Source organism: Pseudomonas sp. DF5 (assembly GCF_058148225.1).
Genome location: NZ_JBYVYM010000011.1, coordinates 131,455 through 156,138 on the forward strand (window position 1 = coordinate 131,455; position 24,684 = coordinate 156,138).

The 24,684-nt window shown below is 58.8% G+C and carries 26 protein-coding genes and 1 tRNA gene; 18 read left to right on the top strand and 9 right to left on the bottom strand.

Translation table 11 applies throughout. The features are described 5' to 3' along the window. Positions 1-78: 78 nt before the first annotated feature. Together AC30D7_RS12680 and AC30D7_RS12685 are read left to right on the top strand one after the other, a co-directional pair. Entirely contained in the window at positions 79-750 is a 672-nt protein-coding gene (locus tag AC30D7_RS12680; RefSeq protein WP_007941432.1) for a response regulator, read from the top strand. Then, positions 743-2,131 (top strand): sensor histidine kinase, encoded by a 1,389-nt coding sequence (locus AC30D7_RS12685; protein ID WP_490134276.1) that lies wholly within the window; start codon positions 743-745, stop codon positions 2,129-2,131. The genes AC30D7_RS12680 and AC30D7_RS12685 overlap by 8 nt, the downstream gene beginning before the upstream one ends. A 125-nt stretch (positions 2,132-2,256) precedes the next feature. On the opposite strand, the gene AC30D7_RS12690 is transcribed toward AC30D7_RS12685, so the two are convergent. Both AC30D7_RS12690 and ygfZ read right to left on the bottom strand, forming a co-directional pair. Then, a complete protein-coding gene (locus AC30D7_RS12690; RefSeq protein WP_490134277.1) occupies positions 2,257-3,078 on the bottom strand; it encodes an HDOD domain-containing protein in 822 nt (273 codons plus the stop codon). A gap of 35 nt (positions 3,079-3,113) precedes the next feature. Further along, positions 3,114-4,055 (bottom strand): CAF17-like 4Fe-4S cluster assembly/insertion protein YgfZ, encoded by a 942-nt coding sequence (gene ygfZ / locus AC30D7_RS12695; RefSeq protein ID WP_490134278.1) that lies wholly within the window; start codon positions 4,053-4,055, stop codon positions 3,114-3,116. Between the two features lie 149 nt (positions 4,056-4,204). Between ygfZ and AC30D7_RS12700 the strand changes: the two genes are divergently transcribed. Together AC30D7_RS12700 and AC30D7_RS12705 are read left to right on the top strand one after the other, a co-directional pair. Beyond that, entirely contained in the window at positions 4,205-4,459 is a 255-nt protein-coding gene (locus AC30D7_RS12700; RefSeq protein ID WP_007898624.1) for an FAD assembly factor SdhE, read from the top strand. After that, the gene (locus AC30D7_RS12705) at positions 4,443-4,895 is read left to right on the top strand and encodes a protein YgfX (protein WP_490134279.1); all 453 of its coding nucleotides are present in this window, start codon (positions 4,443-4,445) and stop codon (positions 4,893-4,895) included. The genes AC30D7_RS12700 and AC30D7_RS12705 overlap by 17 nt, the downstream gene beginning before the upstream one ends. Here the strand turns inward: AC30D7_RS12705 and nadB are convergent. After that, a complete protein-coding gene (gene nadB / locus AC30D7_RS12710) occupies positions 4,864-6,480 on the bottom strand; it encodes an L-aspartate oxidase (RefSeq protein WP_490134280.1) in 1,617 nt (538 codons plus the stop codon). The genes AC30D7_RS12705 and nadB overlap by 32 nt on opposite strands. A gap of 556 nt (positions 6,481-7,036) precedes the next feature. Here nadB and rpoE point away from each other — a divergent pair. The 4 genes from rpoE to AC30D7_RS12730 all read left to right on the top strand — a co-directional run bounded on the left by rpoE (position 7,037) and on the right by AC30D7_RS12730 (position 10,872). Next, a complete protein-coding gene (gene rpoE, locus AC30D7_RS12715; RefSeq protein WP_003172477.1) occupies positions 7,037-7,618 on the top strand; it encodes an RNA polymerase sigma factor RpoE/AlgU in 582 nt (193 codons plus the stop codon). Positions 7,619-7,648: 30 nt separating this feature from the next. Further along, positions 7,649-8,236: a sigma-E factor negative regulatory protein gene (locus AC30D7_RS12720; RefSeq protein WP_490134281.1), complete on the top strand. Its 588-nt coding sequence runs from the start codon at positions 7,649-7,651 to the stop codon at positions 8,234-8,236. A gap of 8 nt (positions 8,237-8,244) precedes the next feature. Beyond that, on the top strand, positions 8,245-9,204 hold the full coding sequence (locus tag AC30D7_RS12725) for a MucB/RseB C-terminal domain-containing protein (RefSeq protein ID WP_490134282.1): 960 nt from the start codon (positions 8,245-8,247) through the stop codon (positions 9,202-9,204). Between the two features lie 249 nt (positions 9,205-9,453). Next, a complete protein-coding gene (locus AC30D7_RS12730) occupies positions 9,454-10,872 on the top strand; it encodes a DegQ family serine endoprotease (RefSeq protein ID WP_490134283.1) in 1,419 nt (472 codons plus the stop codon). 78 nt (positions 10,873-10,950) lie between these two features. Here the strand turns inward: AC30D7_RS12730 and AC30D7_RS12735 are convergent, their stop codons facing one another. Continuing rightward, positions 10,951-12,384, bottom strand: a complete 1,434-nt coding sequence (locus tag AC30D7_RS12735; protein ID WP_490134284.1) for a M48 family metalloprotease — start codon at positions 12,382-12,384, stop codon at positions 10,951-10,953. Positions 12,385-12,482: 98 nt separating this feature from the next. On the opposite strand from AC30D7_RS12735, the gene AC30D7_RS12740 reads away from it, so the two are divergent. Further along, a complete protein-coding gene (locus tag AC30D7_RS12740) occupies positions 12,483-12,722 on the top strand; it encodes a sulfurtransferase TusA family protein (protein ID WP_490134285.1) in 240 nt (79 codons plus the stop codon). Between the two features lie 31 nt (positions 12,723-12,753). Then, complete coding sequence (locus tag AC30D7_RS12745) at positions 12,754-13,824, top strand: AI-2E family transporter (RefSeq protein ID WP_007941446.1); 1,071 nt, start codon at positions 12,754-12,756, stop codon at positions 13,822-13,824. A 119-nt stretch (positions 13,825-13,943) separates the two neighbouring features. Here AC30D7_RS12745 and AC30D7_RS12750 read toward each other — a convergent pair whose 3' ends face one another. Both AC30D7_RS12750 and AC30D7_RS12755 read right to left on the bottom strand, forming a co-directional pair. Then, positions 13,944-14,417, bottom strand: coding sequence for a peroxiredoxin (locus AC30D7_RS12750; RefSeq protein WP_490134286.1), 474 nt, complete (start codon positions 14,415-14,417; stop codon positions 13,944-13,946). Positions 14,418-14,427: 10 nt separating this feature from the next. Next, entirely contained in the window at positions 14,428-14,988 is a 561-nt protein-coding gene (locus AC30D7_RS12755) for a glycine cleavage system transcriptional repressor (protein WP_490134287.1), read from the bottom strand. A 329-nt stretch (positions 14,989-15,317) separates the two neighbouring features. Here AC30D7_RS12755 and dapA point away from each other — a divergent pair, with 329 nt between their 5' ends. The 8 genes from dapA (at position 15,318) to AC30D7_RS12795 (ending at position 21,060) form a co-directional block, all read left to right on the top strand. Further along, positions 15,318-16,196 (top strand): 4-hydroxy-tetrahydrodipicolinate synthase, encoded by an 879-nt coding sequence (gene dapA, locus AC30D7_RS12760; protein WP_007941448.1) that lies wholly within the window; start codon positions 15,318-15,320, stop codon positions 16,194-16,196. Positions 16,197-16,213: 17 nt separating this feature from the next. After that, complete coding sequence (gene bamC / locus AC30D7_RS12765; RefSeq protein ID WP_018926776.1) at positions 16,214-17,329, top strand: NlpB/DapX family lipoprotein; 1,116 nt, start codon at positions 16,214-16,216, stop codon at positions 17,327-17,329. Between the two features lie 4 nt (positions 17,330-17,333). Then, positions 17,334-18,092 (top strand): MBL fold metallo-hydrolase, encoded by a 759-nt coding sequence (locus AC30D7_RS12770; RefSeq protein ID WP_490134288.1) that lies wholly within the window; start codon positions 17,334-17,336, stop codon positions 18,090-18,092. Between the two features lie 28 nt (positions 18,093-18,120). Next, positions 18,121-18,834, top strand: coding sequence for a phosphoribosylaminoimidazolesuccinocarboxamide synthase (purC, locus tag AC30D7_RS12775; protein WP_018926775.1), 714 nt, complete (start codon positions 18,121-18,123; stop codon positions 18,832-18,834). Positions 18,835-18,918: 84 nt separating this feature from the next. After that, positions 18,919-19,008: transfer RNA gene (locus AC30D7_RS12780), tRNA-Ser, on the top strand. Between the two features lie 349 nt (positions 19,009-19,357). Next, positions 19,358-19,549 carry a YegP family protein gene (locus tag AC30D7_RS12785; RefSeq protein WP_490134289.1) on the top strand — a complete coding sequence of 64 codons (192 nt, stop codon included), beginning with the start codon at positions 19,358-19,360 and terminating at the stop codon, positions 19,547-19,549. Positions 19,550-19,718: 169 nt separating this feature from the next. After that, the gene (locus AC30D7_RS12790; RefSeq protein WP_033064228.1) at positions 19,719-20,645 is read left to right on the top strand and encodes a LysR substrate-binding domain-containing protein; all 927 of its coding nucleotides are present in this window, start codon (positions 19,719-19,721) and stop codon (positions 20,643-20,645) included. Positions 20,646-20,697: 52 nt separating this feature from the next. Continuing rightward, entirely contained in the window at positions 20,698-21,060 is a 363-nt protein-coding gene (locus AC30D7_RS12795; protein WP_019647992.1) for a 5-carboxymethyl-2-hydroxymuconate Delta-isomerase, read from the top strand. A gap of 3 nt (positions 21,061-21,063) precedes the next feature. On the opposite strand, the gene AC30D7_RS12800 is transcribed toward AC30D7_RS12795, so the two are convergent. The 3 genes from AC30D7_RS12800 to AC30D7_RS12810 all read right to left on the bottom strand — a co-directional run bounded on the left by AC30D7_RS12800 (position 21,064) and on the right by AC30D7_RS12810 (position 24,293). Beyond that, the gene (locus AC30D7_RS12800; protein WP_490134290.1) at positions 21,064-21,999 is read right to left on the bottom strand and encodes a LysR family transcriptional regulator; all 936 of its coding nucleotides are present in this window, start codon (positions 21,997-21,999) and stop codon (positions 21,064-21,066) included. Positions 22,000-22,146: 147 nt separating this feature from the next. Further along, positions 22,147-23,094 carry a DMT family transporter gene (locus tag AC30D7_RS12805; protein WP_490134291.1) on the bottom strand — a complete coding sequence of 316 codons (948 nt, stop codon included), beginning with the start codon at positions 23,092-23,094 and terminating at the stop codon, positions 22,147-22,149. 14 nt (positions 23,095-23,108) lie between these two features. Continuing rightward, a complete protein-coding gene (locus tag AC30D7_RS12810) occupies positions 23,109-24,293 on the bottom strand; it encodes a cyanate transporter (protein ID WP_490134292.1) in 1,185 nt (394 codons plus the stop codon). Positions 24,294-24,684 lie beyond the last annotated feature (391 nt).

Consider the following 24,684-nt stretch of genomic DNA (forward strand, 5'->3'; position numbering starts at 1 on the left):
GGCTTCACAGCGACGGATGCGGCTGTAAACTCCGCGCCAAAGAATGGCGTCGACCATCCCTGAATGAGGTAAAGATCCATGCGTGTTCTGCTCGTCGAAGACCATCTGCAGCTTGCCGAAAGTGTCGCCCAGGCGCTCAAGAGCACCGGGCTGACCGTGGATGTGCTGCACGACGGTGTGGCGGCCGACCTGGCCTTGAGCAGCGAGGAATACGCCATGGCGATTCTCGATGTCGGCTTGCCACGCATGGATGGCTTCGAAGTGCTGGCGCGACTGCGAGCCCGGGGCAAGAACCTGCCGGTGCTGATGCTGACCGCCCGCAGCGACGTCAAGGACCGGGTCCATGGCCTGAACCTCGGCGCCGACGATTACCTGGCCAAACCCTTCGAACTGACTGAGCTCGAGGCACGAGTCAAAGCCTTGCTGCGCCGCAGTGTGCTCGGCGGTGAGCGTCAGCAGCGCTGTGGCGTGCTGGCCTATGACCTGGACACCCGGCGCTTCACCCTCGGCGAAGAATTGCTGACCCTGACCTCCCGCGAGCAGGCAGTGCTCGAAGCCCTGATCGCCCGTCCCGGCCGGGTGATGAGCAAGGAGCAATTGGCGGCTCAGGTCTTCGGCCTGGACGAGGAGGCCAGTCCCGATGCCATCGAGATCTACGTCCACCGCTTGCGCAAGAAGCTCGACGGCCAACCGGTGGCCATCGTGACCTTCCGTGGCCTTGGCTATTTGCTGGAAAGCCGCGATGCATAAGCTCAGCAGCCTGCGTTGGCGGTTGCTGTGGAACCTCGCGCTGCTGCTGGTAGTGTTGATGCTCGCCAGTGGTTTGAGCGCCTACTGGAATGGTCGCGAAGCCGCTGACACTGCTTATGACCGGACCTTGCTGGCCTCGGCGCGGACCATCGCCGCCGGCCTGTCCCAGCGCGACGGCAGCCTCAGCGCCAACGTGCCTTACGTGGCTCTCGACACGTTCGCCTACGACAGCGCCGGGCGGATTTTTTACCTGGTCAACGACATCAACCAGAAGCTGATCTCGGGCTACGAAAACCTGCCGGCACCGCCGCCGGGAACGCCTCGCACCGATGATTATCCGGCGCTGGCGCGGTTCTACAACGCCACTTACCAAGGGCAGAACGTGCGGGTGGTCAGCCTGCTCAAAGCAGTCAGCGAACCGAACATGAACGGCATGGCGGAAATCCGCGTGGCGGAAACCGATGAGGCGCGGGTCCGCATGGCTCGCAGTCTGATGGCCGACACCTTGTTGCGCCTGGGCATGCTGGCGATTGGTGCGTTGCTGCTGGTGTGGTTTGCGGTCAGTGCGGCGCTGCGTCCACTGGAGCGCTTGCGCACCGCGGTGGAAGAGCGTCAGCCCGATGACTTGCGGCCCTTGCCGCTGGTGGAAGTGCAGCACGAATTGGGGCCGCTGGTGCGCGCGCTCAATCACTTTACCGAGCGTTTGCGCGGGCAGTTCGAGCGCCAGGCGCAGTTCATCGCCGATGCCGCCCATGAACTGCGCACACCGTTGGCAGCGCTCAAGGCACGACTCGAACTGGGCTTGCGCTCAAATGAGCCCGAAACCTGGCGCAGCACCCTGGAAGCGGCCGCCCAGGGTACGGATCGCCTGACCCATCTGGCCAATCAACTGCTCTCGCTGGCACGGGTCGAGAATGGCGCCCGGGCCATCGCCGAGGGCGGCGCGCAGTTGCTTGACCTCAGTCAGTTGGCCCGTGAACTGGGCATGGCCATGGCGCCGCTGGCCCATGCTCGTGGTGTGGCACTGGCGCTGGAAGCTGACGAGCCGGTGTGGATGCGTGGCGAGCCGACGCTGCTGAACGAGCTGTTGAGCAATCTGGTGGACAACGCACTGGCCCACACGCCACCGGGCGGCAATGTGATTCTGCGGGTCACGGCGCCGGCAGTGCTGGAGGTAGAGGACGATGGCCCGGGGATTCCACTTGATGAGCGGGAACGGGTGTTCGAGCGTTTTTACCGGCGCAATCAGCAGGTGGCTGGATCGGGATTGGGGCTGGCGATTGTCGGCGAGATCTGCCGCGCCCATCTGGCGCAGATCAGCCTGCACGATGGCGAGTTGGCGGGGCTGAAAGTGCGGGTGAGTTTTATTGCGGGGGAGTGAACATACTCACACCTGTGGAGAGAGGCTTGTTGTGGCGAGGGAGCTTGCTCCCGTTGGGCTGCGAAGCGGCCCCAAGAAGGGACTGCTGCGCAGTCCAACGGGGGCAAGCCCCCTCGCCACAGAAATCAGTAAAACATCGACCGCGACTCTTCCAGATCCTTGTACATCGCCTCGTTCTCCGGATCGATCCCCAGCTTCTTGAAGGCCGGCACACTGAACGGGTCGATACGGGCCAGAGGATGGTCGGTGTCCTTGTGGCAGTACAGGCTGGCCACTTGCACCAGGTCGACATAGTCGACCCGCTCCGATTGCCGCTTGAAATCCAGATACAGCCCCGGCAATTGCACCAGCATTTCCGGAAACTCCCAGACCCTGAGCAATTTATCGCCGAGCAGCGGATGAATACGGTCAATCACATGGTTGAGGCTGACCGGGTCCGATAACAATTCATAGTGATCTTCGGCGTAGGTCAGGATCGGCAGCACACCAATCTGATGCACCAGCCCGCCGAGCGCAGCTTGATCAGGCTTGAGTTGTGTGTAGCTGCGGCACAGCGCATAGCTGACGCCGGCGATTTCCAGGCTTTTGCGCCAGACCTCGCGCATTTTCTGTTCTACCACTTCGGAACGAGCATTGAAGATCTGTTCCATCACCAGGCCGATGGCCAGGTTGCTGCTGTAATTGACCCCCAGCCGGGTGATGGCCGTGTGCAAGTCAGTTACTTCCTGAGTCGCGCGCAGCAACGGGCTATTGACCACTTTGATCAGGCGCGCCGACAGCGCGGTGTCACGGCCGATCACTTTGCTCAGGGTGCTGACACTGATTTCCGGGTCTTCGGCGGCCTTGCGAATCTGCAGGGCCACTTCCGGTAATGTTGGCAGAACCAGGTCATCATTATCGATGGCCTCAACCAAATCCTGTTGGACCTTATCCGCCAGCTCACTCATTTCTTTTCTCTAGGGTATTGCGACAAGTGCTGCTGTTAACGCTGGATTTCGCGATCACGATCCAGTTGGTAAGGCAGGTCGAGCAAATGCAGGCCCGGACCTTCGAGTGCACCAAGGTGCAGGTTGCCATCTTCTGCAGCTTCGGCTTGCAGTACCGCCAGGAGTTCAATGTTTTGCTCGGCGCGGGCTGCGATCACCACCTCACCGATCGAACTTCCGTGAGTCGGGGAGAACAGTGGAGTGCCGGGTTCAGGCAGTTCACTGCCTTCCAATTGCAGGCGATACAGGCGACGCTTGAGTTTGCCCAGGTATTGCATGCGCGCGACGATTTCCTGACCGGTGTAGCAACCCTTCTTGAAACTCACGCCGCCGACGGCTTGCAGATTGAGCATCTGCGGGATGAACAGTTCGCGGGTGCTTGGCATGACCTGACCGATCCCTGCACGGATCTGGCCCAGCAGCCATTGATTCAGATCGTCTTCGGCCAACTGGACGGACAGTTTGCCCTTGATAGTGTCGGCTTGATCGGCACCCACCCAGAGTTCAGCGCGCTCAGGCGATACGCGAATCGCGATCAAGCCGTCATTGCGCACGACGCTGTCGGTGTCTGCCGGTAGCGCCAGGCCCAGGCTGGCCAGTGCCGCATCGCCATGTTCAAGGCCAAAACGAATCCAGCCGGCACTTTCATCGGTCAGTTTCGATTTGGAGAACACCGCGTATTTTTTCAGATCCGCCAGTTGCGACTCCAGCAGTTCGCTGGCCATTGCCATGAGCACACCGTCGCCTTCCAGCAGAATGCGGAAGCTCGACTGCATCCGGCCTTTTTGCGTGCAACGTGCGCCAAGGCTGGCCTGGGTGTCGCTCAGGTAATTGAGGTTGCAAGTCAATTGGCCTTGCAGGAATTTGCTGGCATCCGAGCCGCGTACCGCGAGAACGCCTTCGTGAGACAGTGTGCAGAAAAAAGCAGAATCGGCCATGGGTCATCGCAGGGTAAAGAGTCTGAGTGACATCATAAGGGGGCGCCCATGAAATGGGTAGTTCACAAAGGTTCGTCGACGCCCGACCAAAGCCGACTGTTCGGCTCGCCTCGGGGCTGTATACTTGCGGCCTATTTGAGGAGCGCTCCATGGTCGAAGATGTTGAACTGAATCGCCTCTACTGGCACAGCCGCCGCGGCATGCTTGAACTTGACGTGTTGCTGGTGCCGTTCGTGAAAGAGGTTTACCCGCATCTCAACGAAGTTGATCGCGCATGTTACGTCAGGCTGCTCGAATGCGAAGATCAGGACATGTTCGGCTGGTTCATGGAACGCGCCGAATCGGAAGATCCGGAACTGCAGCGCATGGTCCGCATGATCCTGGATCGTGTCCAGCCCAAGTAATGCGTTCGAATGCCGCTGGCATGCCTCACGGCAGTTGCTGGCGGCTTATCTTCTCGCCCAGTTGTTCGCGCTGGGTTCGCTGTTTCTTCTCTCGATACCGCTCTGGGCCAGTCTGCTCGGCGTTATGTTGTGCGTGGCTCACAGCATTTGGGTATTGCCGCGACAGATTCTGCTGACACACCCACAGGCCTTTCGCGGCTTGCGTCGCGATGCCGATGGCTGGCAGTTGTGGAATCAGGCAGAGGGCTGGCAACCGGTGCAGCTAAAGCCGGATAGCCTGGCGCTGCCGTTGGTCGTGGTGCTGCGCTTTCGCCTGCGGGGCGAGCGATGGGGCAGGGCGATCTGTGTGCCGTGGGATTCGCAGGCGGCGGATGTGCATCGACGCCTGCGTGTTCGGCTCAAATTCAGTCGGCGTAGGTGGGCGGCACCAGAATAGTGTCCAGGGCGACCGGCAGCAGGTTCGGGTAGTCGAGGGTGTAATGCAGGCCGCGACTTTCCTTGCGCTCCATGGCCGACCGGATCATCAGGTCTGCTACCTGAGCCAGGTTCCTCAGCTCGATCAGGTCTCGGCTCACTTTATAGTTGCTATAGAACTCGTCGATTTCGTCCAGCAACAACTGCACTCGGTGCTGGGCCCGTTGCAGGCGCTTGTTGGTGCGCACGATGCCCACATAGTCCCACATGAATCGCCGCAGTTCGTCCCAGTTGTGCGCGATGATCACGTCTTCGTCAGAGTCGGTGACCTGGCTGGCATCCCAGACGGGTAGGGCGGTCGGAATCGACACCGCTGGCAACTGCTCAAGAATGTCCGCCGCCGCCGAACGGGCATAAACGAAACATTCCAGCAGCGAGTTGCTGGCCATGCGGTTGGCGCCATGCAAGCCGGTGAAGCTGGTTTCACCAATCGCATACAGGCCCGGCACGTCGGTGCGGCCCCGCTGATCGACCATCACGCCGCCGCAGGTGTAATGCGCCGCCGGTACCACCGGAATCGGTTGTTTGGTGATGTCGATGGAGAATTCCAGGCAGCGTTCATAGACCGTCGGGAAGTGCGTCTTGATGAAGTCTTCAGGCTTGTGGCTGATGTCCAGGTAAACGCAGTCGATACCCAGACGCTTCATTTCATGGTCGATGGCGCGGGCGACGATGTCCCGTGGTGCCAGTTCGGCCCGTGGGTCGAAGCGCTGCATGAAGCGTTCGCCGTTGGGCAGCTTCAAGTGTCCGCCTTCGCCGCGCAGGGCTTCGGTGATCAGGAAACTCTTGGCTTGCGGGTGATAAAGGCAGGTCGGGTGGAACTGGTTGAACTCCAGGTTCGCCACCCGGCAGCCTGAACGCCAGGCCATGGCGATGCCATCACCGCAGGCGCCATCAGGGTTGCTGGTATAGAGGTAGACCTTCGCCGCGCCGCCCGACGCAAGGATCACGAAGCGCGCACCGTAAGTGTCGACTTCACCCGTGCTGCGGTTGAGGACGTAGGCGCCGAGGCAGCGGTCGCCTTCAAGGCCCAGGCGCTTTTCGGTGATCAGATCGATCGCGACCCGCTGTTCCAGCAGTTCGATGTTGGGGCGCTGTATGGCTTGGTCGAGCAGGGTTCTGAAGATCGCCGCACCGGTCGCATCGGCGGCGTGGATGATGCGCCGATGGCTGTGACCACCTTCGCGGGTCAGGTGAAACTCGAAACCACCGTCTTCGGTGCCGGACTGTTCATCGCGAGTAAAGGGCACGCCCTGGTCGATCAACCATTGAATTGCCTCTCTGCTGTGCTCGACCGTAAAACGCACTGCGTCTTCATGGCACAGGCCACCTCCGGCGTTGAGGGTGTCGTCGACGTGAGATTCGACAGTATCGGTATCATCCAGAACGGCGGCCACGCCGCCCTGGGCCCAGAAGGTCGAGCCATTGGCGAGGTCGCCTTTGCTCAATACCGCGATGCGCAAATGACCGGGCAAGGTCAGTGCAAGGCTCAAGCCGGCAGCGCCGCTGCCAATTACCAGTACATCGTGTTGAAACTGTTGGCTCATTTCAGGATTCCGCTCAAAGCGACCCGGTTCGGGGTGGCGCTGGACATCTGGACAGGCGAGGTCAGACAACCGCACAGCCCTCTAGTATATAGAGGGGGGGAGCGGCACAATAGTCGAGCCCACATGGCATTGTGAAACTACTGTGACGGAAAAGACTGGACGCTTCGTCGGAAGTTTTTTTGCATGCTTTGGCGACAAGGCGACTGTATCGTGGATTTAACAGTCTTTTTCGCTTCACGGTTGCACAATGTCGGTATCAGGCGGCTATAAATATGGAACTTTTGCCAAAGGCTCAAGATCAATAGAAGGTTGCCTGAAACAAGGAACAGTGTCGGTTTCGGTGCGGGACTTGCGGTTAGGTCCTTGCTGACGAATCCGATGACAAGATTATTCGCGCAGCCTGGGTTTCCCGCGCTGCGTTTTTCGTGCGTGCCAAATCAGAGCCCGCAGGAAACTTGCTTGAAGGGGGAGAACTTTTGCGAAAAGCCCGAGTCTATGTTTGCAAGTCTGGTCGTTCAGTAATGCAAGCCTCCTTCGAGCTTATCGAGGAGTGTTCATGCTAACCCAGGAAGAGGATCAGCAGCTGGTCGAGCGCGTTCAACGCGGCGACAAGCGAGCTTTCGATCTGCTAGTGCTGAAATACCAGCACAAAATTCTCGGGTTGATCGTGCGTTTCGTGCACGACACCCATGAAGCCCAGGATGTCGCACAGGAAGCCTTTATCAAGGCATACCGTGCACTTGGTAATTTTCGCGGAGACAGCGCGTTTTATACGTGGCTTTACCGTATCGCCATCAACACGGCGAAAAACTATCTGGTTTCACGCGGCCGTCGGCCGCCGGATAGCGATGTCAGTTCCGAGGATGCAGAGTTCTACGATGGCGATCATGGCCTCAAGGATCTCGAGTCGCCAGAACGTGCATTGCTGCGGGATGAGATCGAAGGCACCGTCCATCGAACCATTCAGCAACTGCCAGAAGATTTGCGTACGGCTTTAACTTTACGTGAATTCGATGGTCTGAGTTACGAGGACATTGCCAGCGTCATGCAGTGTCCGGTGGGTACCGTGCGCTCCCGGATTTTCCGCGCCCGGGAGGCCATCGATAAAGCCCTGCAGCCGTTGTTGCAGGAAAACTGAGACAGCGGCGACAGCCAAGAGAGGAACGCCATGAGTCGTGAAGCCCTGCAGGAATCGCTGTCCGCAGTGATGGATAACGAAGCGGACGAACTGGAATTGCGTCGGGTATTGAATGCCTTTGACGATGTTGAAACCCGCGATACCTGGGCTCGTTACCAGATCGCTCGGGCGGTCATGCACAAAGACCTGCTGCTTCCTCGTCTGGACATCGCTGCGGCAGTCTCTGCTGCGCTGGCTGACGAAGCCGTACCGGCAAAAGCCTCCCGCGGTCCATGGCGCAGCCTGGGTCGTCTGGCAGTTGCTGCTTCGGTGACCATTGCCGTGCTGGCGGGTGTTCGTCTGTACAACCAGGACGAGATCGCAGGTGTCGAACTGGCTCAGCAATCGAATCAGCCGGGTCTGGCCACTCCTCAGGTCAAGGGCCCCGCTGTATTGGCAGGCTACAATGAGAGTTCGGATGCCACTGGCCCTATGGCCAACGGTGTATTGCAAGGTCAGCCAGGCTGGCACGATCAGCGTCTGCCAGGTTACTTGCGCCAACATGCTCAACAGGCTGCACTGAAAGGTACTGAGAGCGCTCTGCCTTACGCTCGTGCAGCAAGCCTGGAAAACCGTTAAGGAGGATCATGCGCGCCATACCTCTACTTACGCTTCTGCTCAGTGGCTGGTTTATTGTTCCAGCCCACGCCGATGAAGCCCAGGACTGGCTGAAGCGTCTGGGACAGGCGGAGCAAACGCAGAGCTTTCACGGTACTTTCGTCTACGAGCGTAACGGTAGTTTTTCTACCCATAACATCTGGCATCGCGTCCAGGATGGCAAAGTCCAAGAGCGTTTACTCCAGCTCGACGGTTCGGCCCAGGAAGTCGTGCGCATTGATGGGCATACTCAATGCGTCAGCGGCACCCTGATAGCAGGGCTGGGGGACTCACCCAACTCCGCCGCTCGTGCACTCGATCCACAAAAGCTAAAGAATTGGTACGACCTTGCCGTCATCGGCAAGTCGCGCGTAGCCGGGCGTTCGGCGGTGATCGTCTCGTTGACACCTCGCGATCAGCACCGTTATGGTTTTGAGCTGCATCTGGACAAGGAAACCGGCTTGCCGTTGAAGTCATTGTTGCTCAATGACAAGGGGCAACTGCTGGAACGGTTCCAGTTCACCCGGCTGGATACTGCCGAGGTACCTTCCGACAGCGAATTGCAGGCAGGTTCCGAGTGCAAGCCCATTAACCTCGACAGTGACAAGGCGTCCGCCGTCAAGACCGCACAGGTCTGGCATTCGGACTGGTTGCCGCCAGGTTTCGAACTGACCAGCAGTACCTCTCACAAGGATCCGGATACTAAGGTCCAGGTCAGCAGCCTGATGTTCGACGACGGTCTGGCCCGATTCTCGGTGTTCCTTGAGCCATTGAATGGGGCAACAGTTACCGACACCCGTACCCAACTGGGGCCAACAGTCGCTGTGTCCCGTCGCTTGACCACTCCGCAAGGCGAAATAATGGTGACCGTGGTCGGTGAAATACCGATAGGCACCGCCGAACGGATTGCGCTGTCCATGCGCAACGATGCTGCGGCTACCAGCAAGTAATGAGCTGATCAGCCATGCTCATCGATCGGAGTCTGGATGGAGCGGGAAGTCGCAATGGCTGCCCCGTCGTTGAGGCCTCGAAATGTTTTGCCGAGCATTTTCATTTGCAAATATCCCGAAAATTTTTTATAGGTCAGAGCCCCTCGGCTCTGGCCTTGTTTGTTGTTCCCGGAACAAAAATACCGGCGTATCGTTTCCGGTGTTCCTTGCTCCATATCGCTTAACCATGCTCGTCGTAACGGGAGCCGTATGTCGATACCACGCTTGAAGTCTTATCTCTCCATTTTTGCCACCGTGCTGGTGCTCGGTCAGGCGGTCACTGCGCAAGCGGCCGATTTGCCCGACTTCACGCAACTGGTCGAGCAGGCCTCGCCCGCGGTGGTGAACATCAGTACTACCCAGAAGTTGCCGGATCGCAAAGTGTCCAGTGAGCAAATGCCAGACCTTGAAGGCTTGCCGCCGATGCTGCGCGAGTTTTTCGAACGTGGCATGCCGCCGCAGCCACGTGATCGCCAGCGCGAAGCGCAGTCCCTGGGTTCGGGTTTCATCATTTCGCCTGACGGCTACATCCTGACCAACAACCATGTGATCGCCGATGCCGATGAGATTCTCGTGCGCCTCGCCGATCGCAGTGAGTTGAAAGCCAAGCTGATCGGTACCGATCCGCGTTCCGACGTCGCCTTGCTGAAAATCGAAGGCAAGAACCTGCCGGTTCTGAAGCTCGGCAAATCGCAGGATCTGAAAGCCGGTCAATGGGTCGTGGCCATCGGCTCGCCGTTCGGCTTTGATCACACTGTGACTCAAGGCATCGTCAGTGCCATCGGTCGCAGCCTGCCGAACGAAAACTATGTGCCGTTCATCCAGACCGACGTGCCGATCAACCCAGGTAACTCCGGCGGTCCGCTGTTCAACCTGGCCGGTGAAGTGGTCGGCATCAACTCGCAGATTTACACCCGCTCCGGCGGCTTCATGGGCGTGTCGTTCGCAATCCCTATCGATGTGGCGATGGACGTTTCCAATCAGCTGAAAAGCGGCGGTAAAGTCAGCCGTGGCTGGCTGGGTGTGGTGATCCAGGAAGTAAGCAAGGATCTGGCCGAGTCGTTCGGTCTTGAGAAACCGGCCGGTGCGTTGGTGGCTCAGATCCAGGATGACGGTCCGGCTGCCAAGGGTGGCCTGCAAGTGGGCGACGTGATCCTGAGCATGAACGGTCAACCGATCGTCATGTCCGCTGATCTGCCGCACTTGGTGGGTGCGCTGAAGGCCGGCTCGAAAGCCAATCTTGAGGTGATCCGCGAAGGCAAACGCAAGAATGTCGAGCTGACCGTCGGCGCTATCCCTGAAGAAGGCAAAGAGCTGGACGCCCAGCCTAAATCTGGTGCCGAGCGCAGCAGCAATCGCCTGGGTGTTTCCGTGGCTGAGTTGACCGATGAGCAGAAGAAAGCCTACGACCTCAAAGGTGGTGTGGTAATCAAGGACGTGCAGGACGGTCCTGCTGCCCTGATCGGCTTGCAGCCTGGTGATGTGATCACTCACCTGAACAACCAGGCGATCGGCTCCACCAAGGAGTTCACCGAGATTGCCAAGGCATTGCCGAAGAATCGCTCGGTGTCGATGCGGGTTCTGCGCCAGGGTCGCGCGAGCTTCATCACCTTCAAACTGGCTGAATAAAACCGGTTGTCGGCTGAATAAAAAACCGCCTCGAAAGAGGCGGTTTTTTTTTGTCTGGGTTTTTTGTCCCTGAAGGCGTCAGCCCATCATGTCCTTGACCATGCGCTCCTGCTCCATCAGCTCGCGTTGCCGTGCATCGATCCGCGATGACAGCGGGAAGTTGCTGCCCGCCTTGCGCTTGGCGAAGTCCAGTTGCTGGATTGCCTGGCGATAATCGCCAACCAGCGCAAAGTACTCTGCGCGGGCTTGATGCAGGCCGATGATGTTGCCCGACAGGCCACGAGTCTCGGCCACCAGATACCAGACGTCTGGATCGTCGGGACGTGTCTTGAGCAGGCTTTCCAACGCTTTTTCCGCATCGGCCGCTCGATTCTGCTTGAGCAGCAGGTCGACACGCACCTGATTCAGCGGGTAATTGCCCGGATACTGAGTCAGCATCCGATCGACCCGTGATTGAGCATCGGGCAGACGATTATTGGTGATGTCCAGATCGACCTGCGCCAGGTTGTAGATGATCTCGTTCGGCGATTTGGCTAATAGCAGCTTGAGGTTCTCACGAGCTTCATTCAACTGGCCGCCCTTGATCTGGGCGATTGCCAGGCCATAGCGCGCAACGTCGTTTTTCGGGTTTTCATCGAGTTGGGCACGGAAGCGTTTGGCACCCAAACCTGGGGTTTCTTCATAGATCAGCTGCACGCGTGCACGAATCAGCTGATAACGCATGCTGTCTTCAATACCGCCCGGTTTGGCCTGTTCGGCGCGGTTGCGGGTGTCGGCAATACGCGATTCGGTCACCGGGTGAGTCAGCAGGAATTCCGGAGGCTTGGCATCGTAGCGGTACTGGCGCATCAGCCGTTCGAACATGGTCGGCATCGAGCGCGGATCGTAACCGGCCTTCTCCAGATTCATGATGCCGATACGGTCGGCTTCCTGTTCGTTCTGGCGCGAGAAGCGTCGCTGTTCCTGCATCGCCGCTGCCTGGGTGCCGGCAATGGTCGCGATCCCGGCATCGCCTGCACCGGCAGCGGCAATCACGATCCCGGCCAGCAGCGCTGCCATCATGGGCACTTGCATGCGTTGCGAGGCTTCGACACCACGGGCGAAGTGACGCTGCGACAAGTGCGCCAGTTCGTGGGCCAGTACCGAAGCATATTCGCCTTCGGTCTGGGCATTGAGAAACAAGCCGCCGTTGACGCCGACGATTCCGCCCGGCGCGGCAAAAGCGTTGAGCTGCGGGCTGTTGATCAAGATGAATTCCAGGCGCCGGTCATTGACCTGGCTGGTTTCCACCAGCCGATAGACGCTGGACTCGACGTAATCCTTGAGTTGCGGATCGTTGAGTTGCGACACCTGGCTGCGCAGCATCGCCAGCCACGCGCGGCCCAGTTGGTATTCCTGTTGTGGCGAGACGATGGCAGAACTGGCGTCACCGAGTGACGGCAAGTCGTCGGCGAAGCCCGGTGAGGCAAGCAGGCAAGCGAGCGTCAGCAGGGTAGGGCGCAAAAAAGTCATGCACAAAGCCTTAGTCGACAAAGACCTTACTGTAGCCGGACACTACGCTTGGGACCAGATATTCTAGCGGCTCAACCCCCCTGCTTCGGAGTGAATCGATGACTGACGCTGTAACCTACGACGCCGAACTGGACGCCAGCGGTCTGAATTGTCCATTGCCGTTGCTCAAAGCCAAGATGGAACTCAACCGAATGGCCAGCGGTGCGGTGCTCAAGGTGATTGCCACTGATGCAGGCTCTCAGCGTGACTTTCGCACCTTTGCCCGATTGGCCGGTCATACGCTGCTTCGTGAAGAAGATGAGGCGGGCGTTTACCGCTATTGGTTGAAAAAAGCCTGAAATCTGCTGCGTTCGTTCCTAAGGATTATTGATGTTCAAAGTGTTACGCGACTGGATTCAGCGCTATTTCTCGGATGAAGAGGCCGTGGTGTTGGCGGTGCTGCTGTTTCTGGCATTTACCGCCGTACTCACCCTGGGTGGAATGCTTGCGCCGGTATTGGCCGGGATGGTGCTGGCGTATCTGATGCAGGGATTGGTGGTGATCCTCGAGCGTCTGCGCCTGCCGGGAGCCGCGGCGGTGGGGCTGGTGTTCGCGTTGTTCATGGGGGGGTTGCTGGTATTCATCATCGTGGTGGTGCCTCTGCTCTGGCATCAACTGATTACGCTGTTCAACGAATTGCCCGGCATGCTCGCGAAATGGCAGTCGCTTCTGTTATTGCTGCCTGAGCGTTATCCGCATCTGGTGTCGGACGAGCAAGTGCTGCAGGCGATCGAAGTGGCGCGGGGCGAGATCGGCAAATTCGGTCAGTGGGCGCTGACATTCTCGTTGTCGAGCCTGCCGCTGCTGGTGAACATCATGATCTATCTGGTGCTGGTGCCGATCCTGGTATTCTTCTTCCTCAAGGACCGGGAGATGATCGGTCAGTGGGTTCGTGGTTACCTGCCTCGGGAGCGAGCGCTGATCACCCGGGTCGCTCAGGAAATGAACCGGCAGATTGCCAACTACATTCGCGGCAAGGTCATCGAAATCTTCATTTGCGGGGGCGTGACTTACATCGCTTTCGTGGCGCTGGGACTCAATTACGCAGCGTTGCTGGCGTTGCTGGTGGGTGTTTCAGTGGTGGTGCCTTACGTGGGGGCGGTGGTGGTGACCGTGCCGGTGCTGTTGATTGCACTGTTCCAGTGGGGCTGGAGCGATCAGTTCATCTATTTGATGGCGGTCTACGGGATCATTCAGACGCTGGACGGCAATGTGCTGGTGCCGCTGCTGTTCTCGGAAGCGGTCAATCTTCATCCGGTGGCGATCATCTGCGCGGTGCTGCTGTTTGGCGGGTTGTGGGGCTTCTGGGGCGTATTCTTTGCGATTCCCCTGGCAACGCTGTTCAAAGCCGTGCTGGATGCCTGGCCGCGCAAGGAGCCGGAGGTGGCGCCGCTGCTTTAACGGTCAGTGCTGGTTATGCGGCGAAGTTGCTGGTCTCTTCGCGTCCGTTCCCACAGGATTTGCGCAAACCTGTGGGAGCGAGCCTGCTCGCGATGACGTCCGGGCGGGCACTAGATGAATCAGGCTTTATCGAGGGCCTGAGCAGCAGCCAAAACCGCATCCACATGCCCCGGCACCTTCACGCCGCGCCATTCCTGACGCAGCACGCCGTTCTTGTCGATCAGGAACGTGCTGCGATCAACACCCATATATTCCTTGCCGTAGAGCTTTTTCAGCTTGATCACGTCGAACAGCTGACAGATGGCTTCGTCCTTGTCGCTGATCAGCTCGAAGGGAAACTCCTGCTTGCACTTGAAGTTCTCATGAGACTTCAGGCTGTCGCGAGATATACCGAACACCTCGGTGTTGGCCGCCTTGAACGCTGCGTACTGGTCGCGAAAACCCTGGCCTTCGGTGGTGCAGCCCGGCGTGCTGTCCTTCGGGTAGAAGTAAATCACCACTTGCTTGCCTTTAAGGCCCGCGAGGCTGACGGTCTGCCCGCTGGTGGCGGGCGCTTCGAAGTCGGCAACCGGTTGGTCGATGGCTACGGCCATGAAAGCTTCCTTACATTGGGTTTTGTGGGCGCCACGGTTCAATCAGTGCGTCCAGGTTCATGGCGTCGGCGAAATCCAGGAACTGGTCCCGCAGCCAGCTGATCTGGGTGCCGGCCGGCAAGGTTACGGTGAACGTGGCGTTGAGCATGGTGCCGCCAGTCTGCGGAGCCTGATAGGTGTCGCAGGTCAGGTTCTCCAGCTCGACATTGTGGTCCATGAAGAACTGGCACAGCTCATTGATGATGTCCGGGCGGTAGGCCGAGCTGACGTAGGCGACGTATGGCAGGGCCTGGGGGCGGTTCTCCAGGGCTGCGCTACGCACCACGTTGACGGTGAAGGCGTGCCGTTTGGCCAGTGCTGGCAGGCTGCCCTCGAGGCGCGCCAGGGCGTCCCAGCTGCCGGAGATCTCGAGGATCAGCGCGCTGCATTCGCCATGACGCGTCAGGCGAGAGGTGACCACGGCGCAGCGGTTTTCATGGCTGGCGCGGCACAGGACGTTAGTCAGCTCCATGGGGTTGGCGCCGAGGGCACTGATGACAAGGAATTGTTCGCGAACTGTGGGGGTGGACATGCAGCATTCCTAAAGCGATGAGCGGTCGATACTGTTTATGAGCCTTTTTTACCGGGGACGAGCCTGCGGATGCGAATTCACAAACCCCCAGCCGAAGGTTGCAACGTGCTCCAGTGTGGCAAGAGCGAGGGGTGGCAACGCTGGATCGGGGCTTGTGATGCCGAAAATGGAGGCTGGAACCCGGCGTACGAGCTGATCAGTACCGATCAAAGTCTGAAGGGTAGCGAAAAGCAGCGCCAAGGGGAATGGCGGCAGCGCAGTACTTCGCTTGTACAAGCATCTTGGCGCCAGTACCATTACCGCTCTCTTTTTCCGGCAGGAGCGGTTGCATGATTGCGGGCAGTATGGTGGCACTGGTCACACCCATGGATGCACAGGGTCGTCTCGACTGGGACAGCCTGAGCAAACTGGTGGACTTCCACCTGCAAGAGGGCACCAACGCCATCGTGGCGGTCGGCACTACGGGTGAGTCGGCCACGCTTGACGTGAACGAGCACATCGAAGTGATTCGTCGTGTGGTTGCCCAGGTTGCAGGGCGTATTCCGGTGATCGCCGGTACGGGCGCCAATTCGACGCGCGAAGCGATCGAACTGACGACCAACGCGAAGAACGCTGGCGCCGATGCGTGCCTGCTGGTAACCCCTTATTACAACAAGCCGACGCAAGAAGGCCTGTACCTGCACTTCCGCGCCATCGCCGAAGCGGTCGATATCCCGCAGATTCTTTACAACGTGCCGGGTCGTACCGCGTGCGACATGCAGGCAGAGACGGTAATCCGCCTGTCGACCGTGAAGAACATCATCGGCATCAAGGAAGCCACGGGTGACCTGCAGCGCGCCAAGGACATCCTGGCCGGCGTGAGCAGCGACTTCCTGGTCTATTCCGGTGACGATGCGACCGCGGTCGAGCTGATGCTGCTTGGCGGCAAGGGCAATATTTCGGTAACCGCCAACGTTGCGCCACGCGCCATGAGCGAGCTGTGCGCCGCTGCAATGGCCGGCGATGCCGTCAAGGCCCGTGCGATCCACGAAAAGCTGATGCCGCTCAATAAAACCCTGTTTATCGAATCCAATCCTATCCCCGTGAAATGGGCGCTGCATGAAATGGGCTTGATGCCGGACGGTATCCGTCTGCCGCTCACCTGGCTCAGTGCTGCCTGTCACGAACCGCTGCGGCAGGCCATGCGCCAGTCCGGCGTCCTGGTTTAATTGAGGAAGTACTACGCATGAAGCGAATGGCCGGACTTTCCGCACTTGCCTTGATTATCTCCAGCACCAGTGGCTGCGGATGGATCTGGGGCCCGGAAGGTTACTTCCGTGACCGTGGTAGCGATTACCTGGAAGCGCAACAGACTGCACCGATGCAACTGCCACCGAACGTCAGCACCTCCAAGCGTCTGGATCCACTGTTGCCGATCCCGCGCAATGTGGCCGACGATACAGCCAAGGGCGAATATGTCGTGCCTCGTCCGCAGCCGCTGTCGGCAGCGGCTGATATCAGCGCCTACTCCTTGCAGAAGAGCGGCGATTCGCGTTGGATCATGGCTCAGAACCCACCGGCCGAAGTCTGGCCAGTGGCCGTGCAGTTCTTCCAGGACAACGGTTTCCGTCTGGACGAACAGCGCCCGCAAACCGGTGAGTTCACGACTACCTGGCAGCATTCCGACGAACTGTCCGCAGCCATGGCCAAGCGCCTGAGCGCAGCCGGTGTCGGCGCCGACAGCGAAACCCGCGTGCGGGTGCGTATCGAGCCGGGCGTGCAACGCAACACCAGTGAAGTCTACGTGGTCAGCGCCGAGCGCCCTGCCGGCAGCACCGCCAACGTCGATTTCACCAATCGTTCGGTCAATACCGGCCTGGACGCAGCATTGGTCGACGACATGCTCGCGAGCATGAGCCGCACTTCGGAGAAGGGCGGTTCGGTCTCGATGCTGGCTTCGCGTGATTTCGATACGCCAAGCCGTGTCAGCCTGACTGAAGACGGCAGCGGCAACCCGGTGCTCAACGTCGGTACCGACCTGGATCGTGCCTGGTCGAGCGTCGGTCGTGCGCTGGAACAGGGCGAATGGCGCGTTGAAGACATCAATCGCAGCCTGGGCCTGTACTACATCAACCTCGCCGAAAAGGCCGAGAAGAAGGATGAGCAGCCAGGTTTCTTCGGCAGCCTGTTCGGCAGCAAGCCGAACAAGGAAGAAGTTGAAGCCCGCGCCGAGCGTTATCAGGTTCGCCTGAGCAAGGTCGGCGAGAACGTCCAAGTCACCGTCGAGAAAAACATCAACACCGTGGCGCCAGCAGACGTGGCGCGCAAAGTGTTGACCGTGATTCAGGACAATCTGGGCTGATCACATGCGTTTTGCCGTTCTCGGCAGCGGTAGCCAAGGGAACGGCACGCTGGTAGCCAGCGATGACACGTACGTATTGGTAGATTGTGGTTTCTCCCTGCGGGAAACTGAAAAACGCCTGCTGCGCCTGGGTGTGAACCCGGCGCAGTTGAGCGCGATACTTGTGACCCACGAACATGCCGATCATGTGCATGGCGTGGGTTTGCTGTCTCGGCGCTACAATCTGCCTGTCTACCTCAGTCGCGGGACCCTGCGCGGGATGCGCAAACCGATTGAACCCGCAGGCTTTCTGGCTGGCGGCGAGCAACTGCAAATCGGCCCTCTGAGCATCGGCGTCATTGCCGTGGCCCATGATGCACAGGAGCCGACGCAGTATGTTTTCAGCGACGGTCAGCGGCGTTTCGGCCTGTTGACCGACCTGGGCTCATACTGCGACAAGGTGCTGGATGGCTATCGGGACCTCGATGCGTTGATGATCGAGGCCAACCATTGCCGTGACATGCTGGCTCGCGGTCACTACCCGTATTTTCTCAAGCAACGGGTGGGCGGTGAATTGGGACATTTGAACAACCATCAGGCGGCATTCCTGGTGGCCGAGTTGGGCTGGCAAGGCCTGCAACACCTGGTCCTGGCCCATCTGAGCAGCAAGAACAACCTGCCGCAGCTGGCCCGGCAATGTTTTGTCGACACCCTCGGGTGCGACCCGGACTGGCTGCAACTGGCCGATCAAGATTCAGGGCTCGACTGGCGACACATCGCCTAGCCCACCTACTTAGCAAGCGGAGCCCATCATGGAAAAACGTGAAGAACTCTACCGCGGCAAAGCCAAATCGGTTTACAAGACCGACGACGCTGACCGCTTGATCCTGCTGTTTCGCAACGACACCTCGGCGTTCGACGGCAAGCGTATCGAGCAGCTCGACCGCAAAGGCATGGTGAACAACAAGTTCAACGCCTTCATCATGCAGAAACTCGAAGCAGCCGGCGTGCCGACTCAATTCGACAAACTGCTGGGCGACAACGAATGCCTGGTGAAAAAACTCGACATGATCCCGGTCGAATGCGTCGTGCGTAACTACGCCGCCGGCAGCCTGGTCAAGCGCCTGGGTGTTGAAGAGGGCATGAAGCTCAACCCTTACACCTTCGAACTGTTCCTGAAGGACGATGCCAAGGGCGATCCGTTCATCAACGAATCCCACGTCGTGGCATTCGGTTGGGGCACCGCCGAGCAACTGGTTCGCATGAAAGAACTGTCGCTCAAGGTCAACGAAGTCCTGAGCAAACTGTTCGACGACGCCGGCCTGCTGCTGGTCGACTTCAAACTCGAATTTGGCGTGTTCTCCGACGGCTCCATCGTTCTGGGCGACGAATTCAGCCCGGACGGCTGCCGTCTGTGGGACAAGGCCACCAAGAAGAAAATGGACAAGGACCGCTTCCGTCAGGGCCTCGGTGACGTCATCGAAGCCTACGAAGAAGTCGCCAACCGTCTAGGCGTACCGCTTTAATCGACGCAAGCATCTGATAGCACGGAAAAAAATCGCTAAAGGGGGTTCGCTTCCAGCGATTGTGCTGTTATGATGCGCGCCGTTGGAGAGATGCCAGAGTGGCCGAATGGGACGGATTCGAAATCCGTTGTACCTTCACCGGTACCTAGGGTTCGAATCCCTATCTCTCCGCCATTATTGAACAAGACGAAGCCCCCGTAATCATTGATGATTACGGGGGCTTTTTCGTTTGCGCCGCTTTTTTCATTTGGCCATTTGCGTATCCGTCCTGCTTTTCTCCGGAGTTTTTGATGTCGGAAAACTCAGCACAACGGCGTAAGAAAGATATGTCCGTCCACAGGAAAAGTAACTCCACCAAGTCGTTCTAATTACCGCCCCCCGTATTCATTGATCGTTTCGGCAATCAAGGTTTTTCCTTCGAAATATCCCCTGACATTGAAAGACTTTGCCGCAAAAATTCCTCATCTACTCTGGTTTCGCAGATCACTGATCTGTCGTAATCAGCCATCGCAAGGAGCGATCAATGTACTTTGAGATTTACAGGCAAACCCGTGGCACCTCACAGACCGGCAAGGGCCAATGGCGCTGGCGTTTGCGGGCGGGGAATCATGAAACGATTGCCAGTGGAGAGGCTTACGTCAATAAGTCTGATTGCGTGCATGCCATCAGTTTGATCAAAGGGACTCAAGAGCAGACTCCGGTCAAGGAGATATAGGGTAAAGGCGGTGAAGCTGCTCAGTCAGAGCAGCTTCGTTTCAGCCGGGCGCTCTTGAGTTGTGAGTGCCCCTGGTTTTTATGGATCGGGTCGTTTGCCAACCTGCATAGACGCCGATTGCGACACCTCCCTAAACTGTCACCCAGTCATGGGGACCGGGGTGCAACGGATGAATCGCAACGAACTACGCAAGGCCGACATCAACCTGATGGTGGTGTTCGAGACATTGATGCTCGAACGCAACGTCACGCGGGTGGCGGAGAAGCTGTTCCTCGGTCAGCCGACCATCAGTGCGGCGCTGAACCGCTTGCGGACGATGTTCAACGATCCGTTGTTCATTCGGGTTGGTCATCGCATGGAGCCAACAGCGCGGGCCGAGGAAATCATTCAACACCTGTCGCCGGCACTGGATTCGCTGTCGGTGGCCTTGAGCCTGACCCACGATTTCGATCCGCTCAGCAGCACCATGACGTTTCGCATCGGGCTGTCGGACGATGTCGAGTTCGGCCTGTTGCCACCGTTGCTGCGCGCCTTGCGCCAGGAGGCGCCGAAGGTGGTGTTCGTGGTCCAGCATGTCGACTACTGGCGCATTCCCGACTTGCTGGCGTCTGGCGATATCACCGTTGGTATCAGCCAGACGCGCGGTCTGCCGGCCAACGCCAAGCGCAAATTGTTGCGTCATATCCAGCCCAGTATTTTGCGTGCAGATGCGTCGGATACGCCGTTGACCCTCGATGAATATTGCGCGCGGCCGCATGTGTTGGTGTCCCACACTGCCAACGTCAGCGGCTACGCCGATGAATGGCTGGCGGAGATCGGCCGTACGCGCCACGTCGTGCTCTCCGTCCCGCAATACAGTTCATTGCCGGCCTTGCTCGCCGGCACCGACCTGATCGCCAGCCTGCCGGATTACACGGCGGAGGCGATGGCCGCGTCAGGCCAACTATTCAAAGAGCCGTTTCCGTTCAAGACGCCGACCCTGGACCTGTCCATGGTCTGGCTCAGCCATGTCGACAGCGATCCGGCTGAACGCTGGCTGCGCTCGCGCCTGGAGGCGTTCATGAGTGAACGTCCGATCCTTCCGCTGACAGAGTGAGCAGGGCGGTGTTATATCTACGATCTTTCTGCCAATCCTCAGGAACCCCGTCATGCCCCACCTGCACATGGAATACACCGCCAACCTGTCCGAACTGAATGCCGATGTGGCATTGATGCGACTCAACAACGCGCTGGTCGCTTCGGGGCAGTTTGAAGAGTTCGACATCAAGGCTCGTGCGGTGAAGGTCGAGACTTTCAGGGTGGGTACCGCACCGGGCGAGCGGGCGTTCATGCATGTAAAGCTGTCGTTGTTGAGCGGTCGCTCGCCGCAGATCAAGAAGCAGTTATCAGACAGCCTGCTGGCGGTGGTGCAGGATGTGTGCGAATGGCCGGTCGGTGTTGAGGTCCAGCTATGTGTGGAAATCATCGACATCGATCGAGAGTCCTACACCAAGACTGCCATCGGCCTCTGAGTTTCAGGCCATTTCCTGCTCGGCGCAGGCCTTGATCACTTGCTCGCGCAACCAGGTATTGGCGCTGTCCTGGTCGACGCTTTGACTCCACTGCATGTCCAGGGTGAAGCCCGGTAAGCCATTGGGCGCCTCGCAGTGATTGAAGATCGCCTCGTTGGCCAGCAATTGCTGGATACGCCGGGGCAAGGTCAGGATGAAGTCGGTGCCGGTGATCATCTTCAGCGCCGCGCTGTAGCTATTGGAGCGCGCGACAATCTGCCGTTTATGGGCCTGTTGAGCCAGCCAGCCATCAACCATATTGGTGGTGGACGTCCAGGGCGTCGGGAACACATGCCGACGTTCAGTGAACGCTTGCAGGCTCAAGCGCGGCTCCAGCGGCGTGGCGCGTTTGTCGAAGACGCAGACCAGATCGTCCTCCAGTAGCCGTCTGGAGTTGAAGTCGGTGTGGCTTCGATGAAAGTTCGGGCCGAAACAGATCACCAGGTCGAGGCTGCCGTCGCGCAGTTCTTCGGCCGGGATGTCGGTTTCGAACTTGTGCATGTTGACCATCACGGGCAAGTCGGCGAAATCGAAGCTCTTCAACAGGCGCGGCAGGATCAACTGCTCGAAGTATTCCGGCGCACAGATATTGAAGGTGACCGGTTGCAAGGTTGGATCGAACGTCGGTGTCCCGGCGTGACACAGGTTGATGCTTTCGAGAATCTTCAGCACATGGGTATACATGGTGCTGGCTTTGTAGGTGGGGCGCATACCCGTGCGGGTATTGATGAATAACTCGTCTTCGAAACTGGTACGCAGTTTCTTCAGGCAGTAACTCACGGTGGACTGGCTGACGCAGAGCGCCTCCGACACACCGGTGACGCTGCTTTGCTCATACACGGCGACAAACACCATGAGGTCTTGCATATCGAGCTTTCTAAGCAAGTTACTGTTCAGCATCCGTTCTGTCTCGCTGTGCTCCTTGCGCCGACTGTGCGCAAACGTGTGCGAACGATCCTAACGGAACGATAGTGCCAAGAGAATGCCTTGTAGGATTTTTCATGGTCAGTTGTGGGACAGATAGTGTTATGAACACGACCTGTGAATTCAATCACCCGAAACATGGTCAGGGGCCTTCAGCGCTGATTGCTGTACAGGCATCGCGTCGCGGCTGGATATTAACAGCGTCAACATGCCGACGCCCACCAGCAACGCGCCGATGATTTCCAGGGCGCGTGGCGACTGGTGTAGCCACAACCAGTGGAACAGTGTGATGAACAGGGTGCTCAGGTAGATGTAGGAAATGACTGAGGAAGGGGCGATCACGCCAATGGCTCGATGCAGCAGCCAGAAAGTCGCTAGCGTGGCAAACAGGGCCAGGTAGATCAGCCACCAGAGATCGCTCGCGCTCAGCAACGACGCCGAACGCCAGCCGCCGCTGAATCCACAAAACGCCAATAGAAACAGTGCGCCGAACAGCATGTTCCAGAAAGTCATGCCCACCGGGCCGCGCCCCTTGAGGCTATTGGCCTTGAGCCGTTGACTCAGGGGCGAGTAGAGCGCCATTGCCAGGCAACCGACCGCATACACCGATACCGCATACAGCGACGGCAGTTCGCCGGGGCCTGCGCCTTTCAATACCAGCAGCACGGCGCCGGCCGCGGCAACCAGCATGGGTAACACGCGTTGTTTCAGGCGGCTGTCGGGTGTCAGGATGGCTTCGAACAGCAGCGTCAGCAACGGCACCAGAGTGAACATCGTCCCGGTATTCACCGCCGAGGTGTAGCGCAATGCTTCGAACAGCGAACCGAAGTACAGCGCCAGCAGCATACCGAGCACGGCATGACCGAGTAGGCCGCGGGCGGTCATGGCGGTATCGCCCTTGAACAGCAACAAGGGCAAAAACACCAGGGCGCAACACAGCAAGCGCAACCCGGTCAGCAGAATCGGGTCGATGGCCTGGCTGACCTGGGCTGCCGCGGAAAACGAGACGGCAATCAACAGTGCCCATAGCAACATGCCGACGTGAGCGGCAGCAAAACCTGTGCGTTTCATGATGGGGTTCCGGGTTAATGAATGTGTTTGGCGTAATGCTGCGGATCGAAGCGCAGAACCATCAGAATCATCAGTGCCATGACGCCCATCAGTGACCACCAGGCCCATTCGAAACTCCCCAGTTGATCGCGAATCATCCCGGCGATCAGCGGCGAGAGGCCGGCGATCAGGTAACCGATGCCCTGCACGAAGGCGGTCAACCCGCCCGCACGTTGGGGATTGTCCAGATGGTCCAGCGACACGATCAGGCTCATCGGGAACAGCCCGCCGATGCCCAGTCCCAGCAGGCACGGCCACAGCAGGCTCAGGTGTTGCGGGCTCAGAATCAGCCCGCAAAAACCGGCCATGATCAGTGCCAGCAACACCACTAGCACCAGGCGCCGGTCACGGCTGCGGTTGGCGATGGCGGGTGTCAGCAACCCCGACAACACTTCCATGGCCGTCAAAAAGCCCAGCAACAAGCCGGCCTGTTGCTCGCTCCAGCCTTTTTCCACGTAGTACGGCGCCAGCCAGGCCAGCACACAGGTGTAGGACGCCGTGCCCAGGCCGAAGAAGATCGCGAGTAACCAGGCGCGGGAATTGCTGAAAAAGGATTCTTTGCGGGACGATTTCTCCCCCAATGCTGGCATCCCCGAGCGTTGAGCGCGCCAGAACAGCAATGCCGTCAGCGCCAGTACCGACCAGATCGCCAACCCCACTCGCCAACTGCCGGTGCGGGTCATCACCAACGGCGCGAATGACGCCGCAATTGCCGCTCCGGCCATGATCGACGTCACGTAGAGACCCATGCACACGGAAACGTTGTCGCTGAAACGGGACTTGATCAGGGCGGGCATCAGCGCCTGAATCAGCGCTATGCCGACGCCGGCCAACACGGCGCTCAGGATCAATTCCGCCGCTGAATCAAGGAACAACCGCGATACTGTGGCCAGGCCGATAATTATCAGCGACAGCACCACGGTGCGCTGCTCGCCCAGGCGCTGACTGATGCCGATACCGAAGAACATCGCCAGTCCCATGGCCATGACGGGCAGCATGGTCAACAGCGAGGCCAGGCTGAAACTCAGCGGGATGTCACTGCGGATCGCTGACAGCAAAGGGCCGACAGCGGCCATGGACGGACGCAGGTTCAGGGCGACAAGAATGATGCTGAGCATCAGCCAGAGGGCAGGGCGGGAGGTTGCGTGAACGTTTTCCATGATCGGACCTTCAGGAACAAGGAGCCGATTAGGCGCGCGGGGGCCAGAGCCGGCAAATCAGAAAGTCCGGAGCAGTATTTAAAAATTAAATAATGGTGATGCAACGCAGATCCAATGTGGGGCTTGCTCCCACAGGGGGATGTAGTGTTTGGCTGATTGTGTTCGCTTGAGGGTTTCGGTGAATGTTTAGCCAATCCAAACCCAAGGTTCTTCAAATCCCGATTTAACGGCTTAACCGCCCGTGTGACGCTGCTGCGCATCTGTTTACTGCGGTCTTCTCTATGGACGGTTGTCCAGTCGCACTCCCTTCCGAACTCGCCTTCTGGGCCTTGTGGCACTGCCGTCACGCGCGCCCACCGGATTCTTGCATCTCCCGTTGATTGTTCTGACA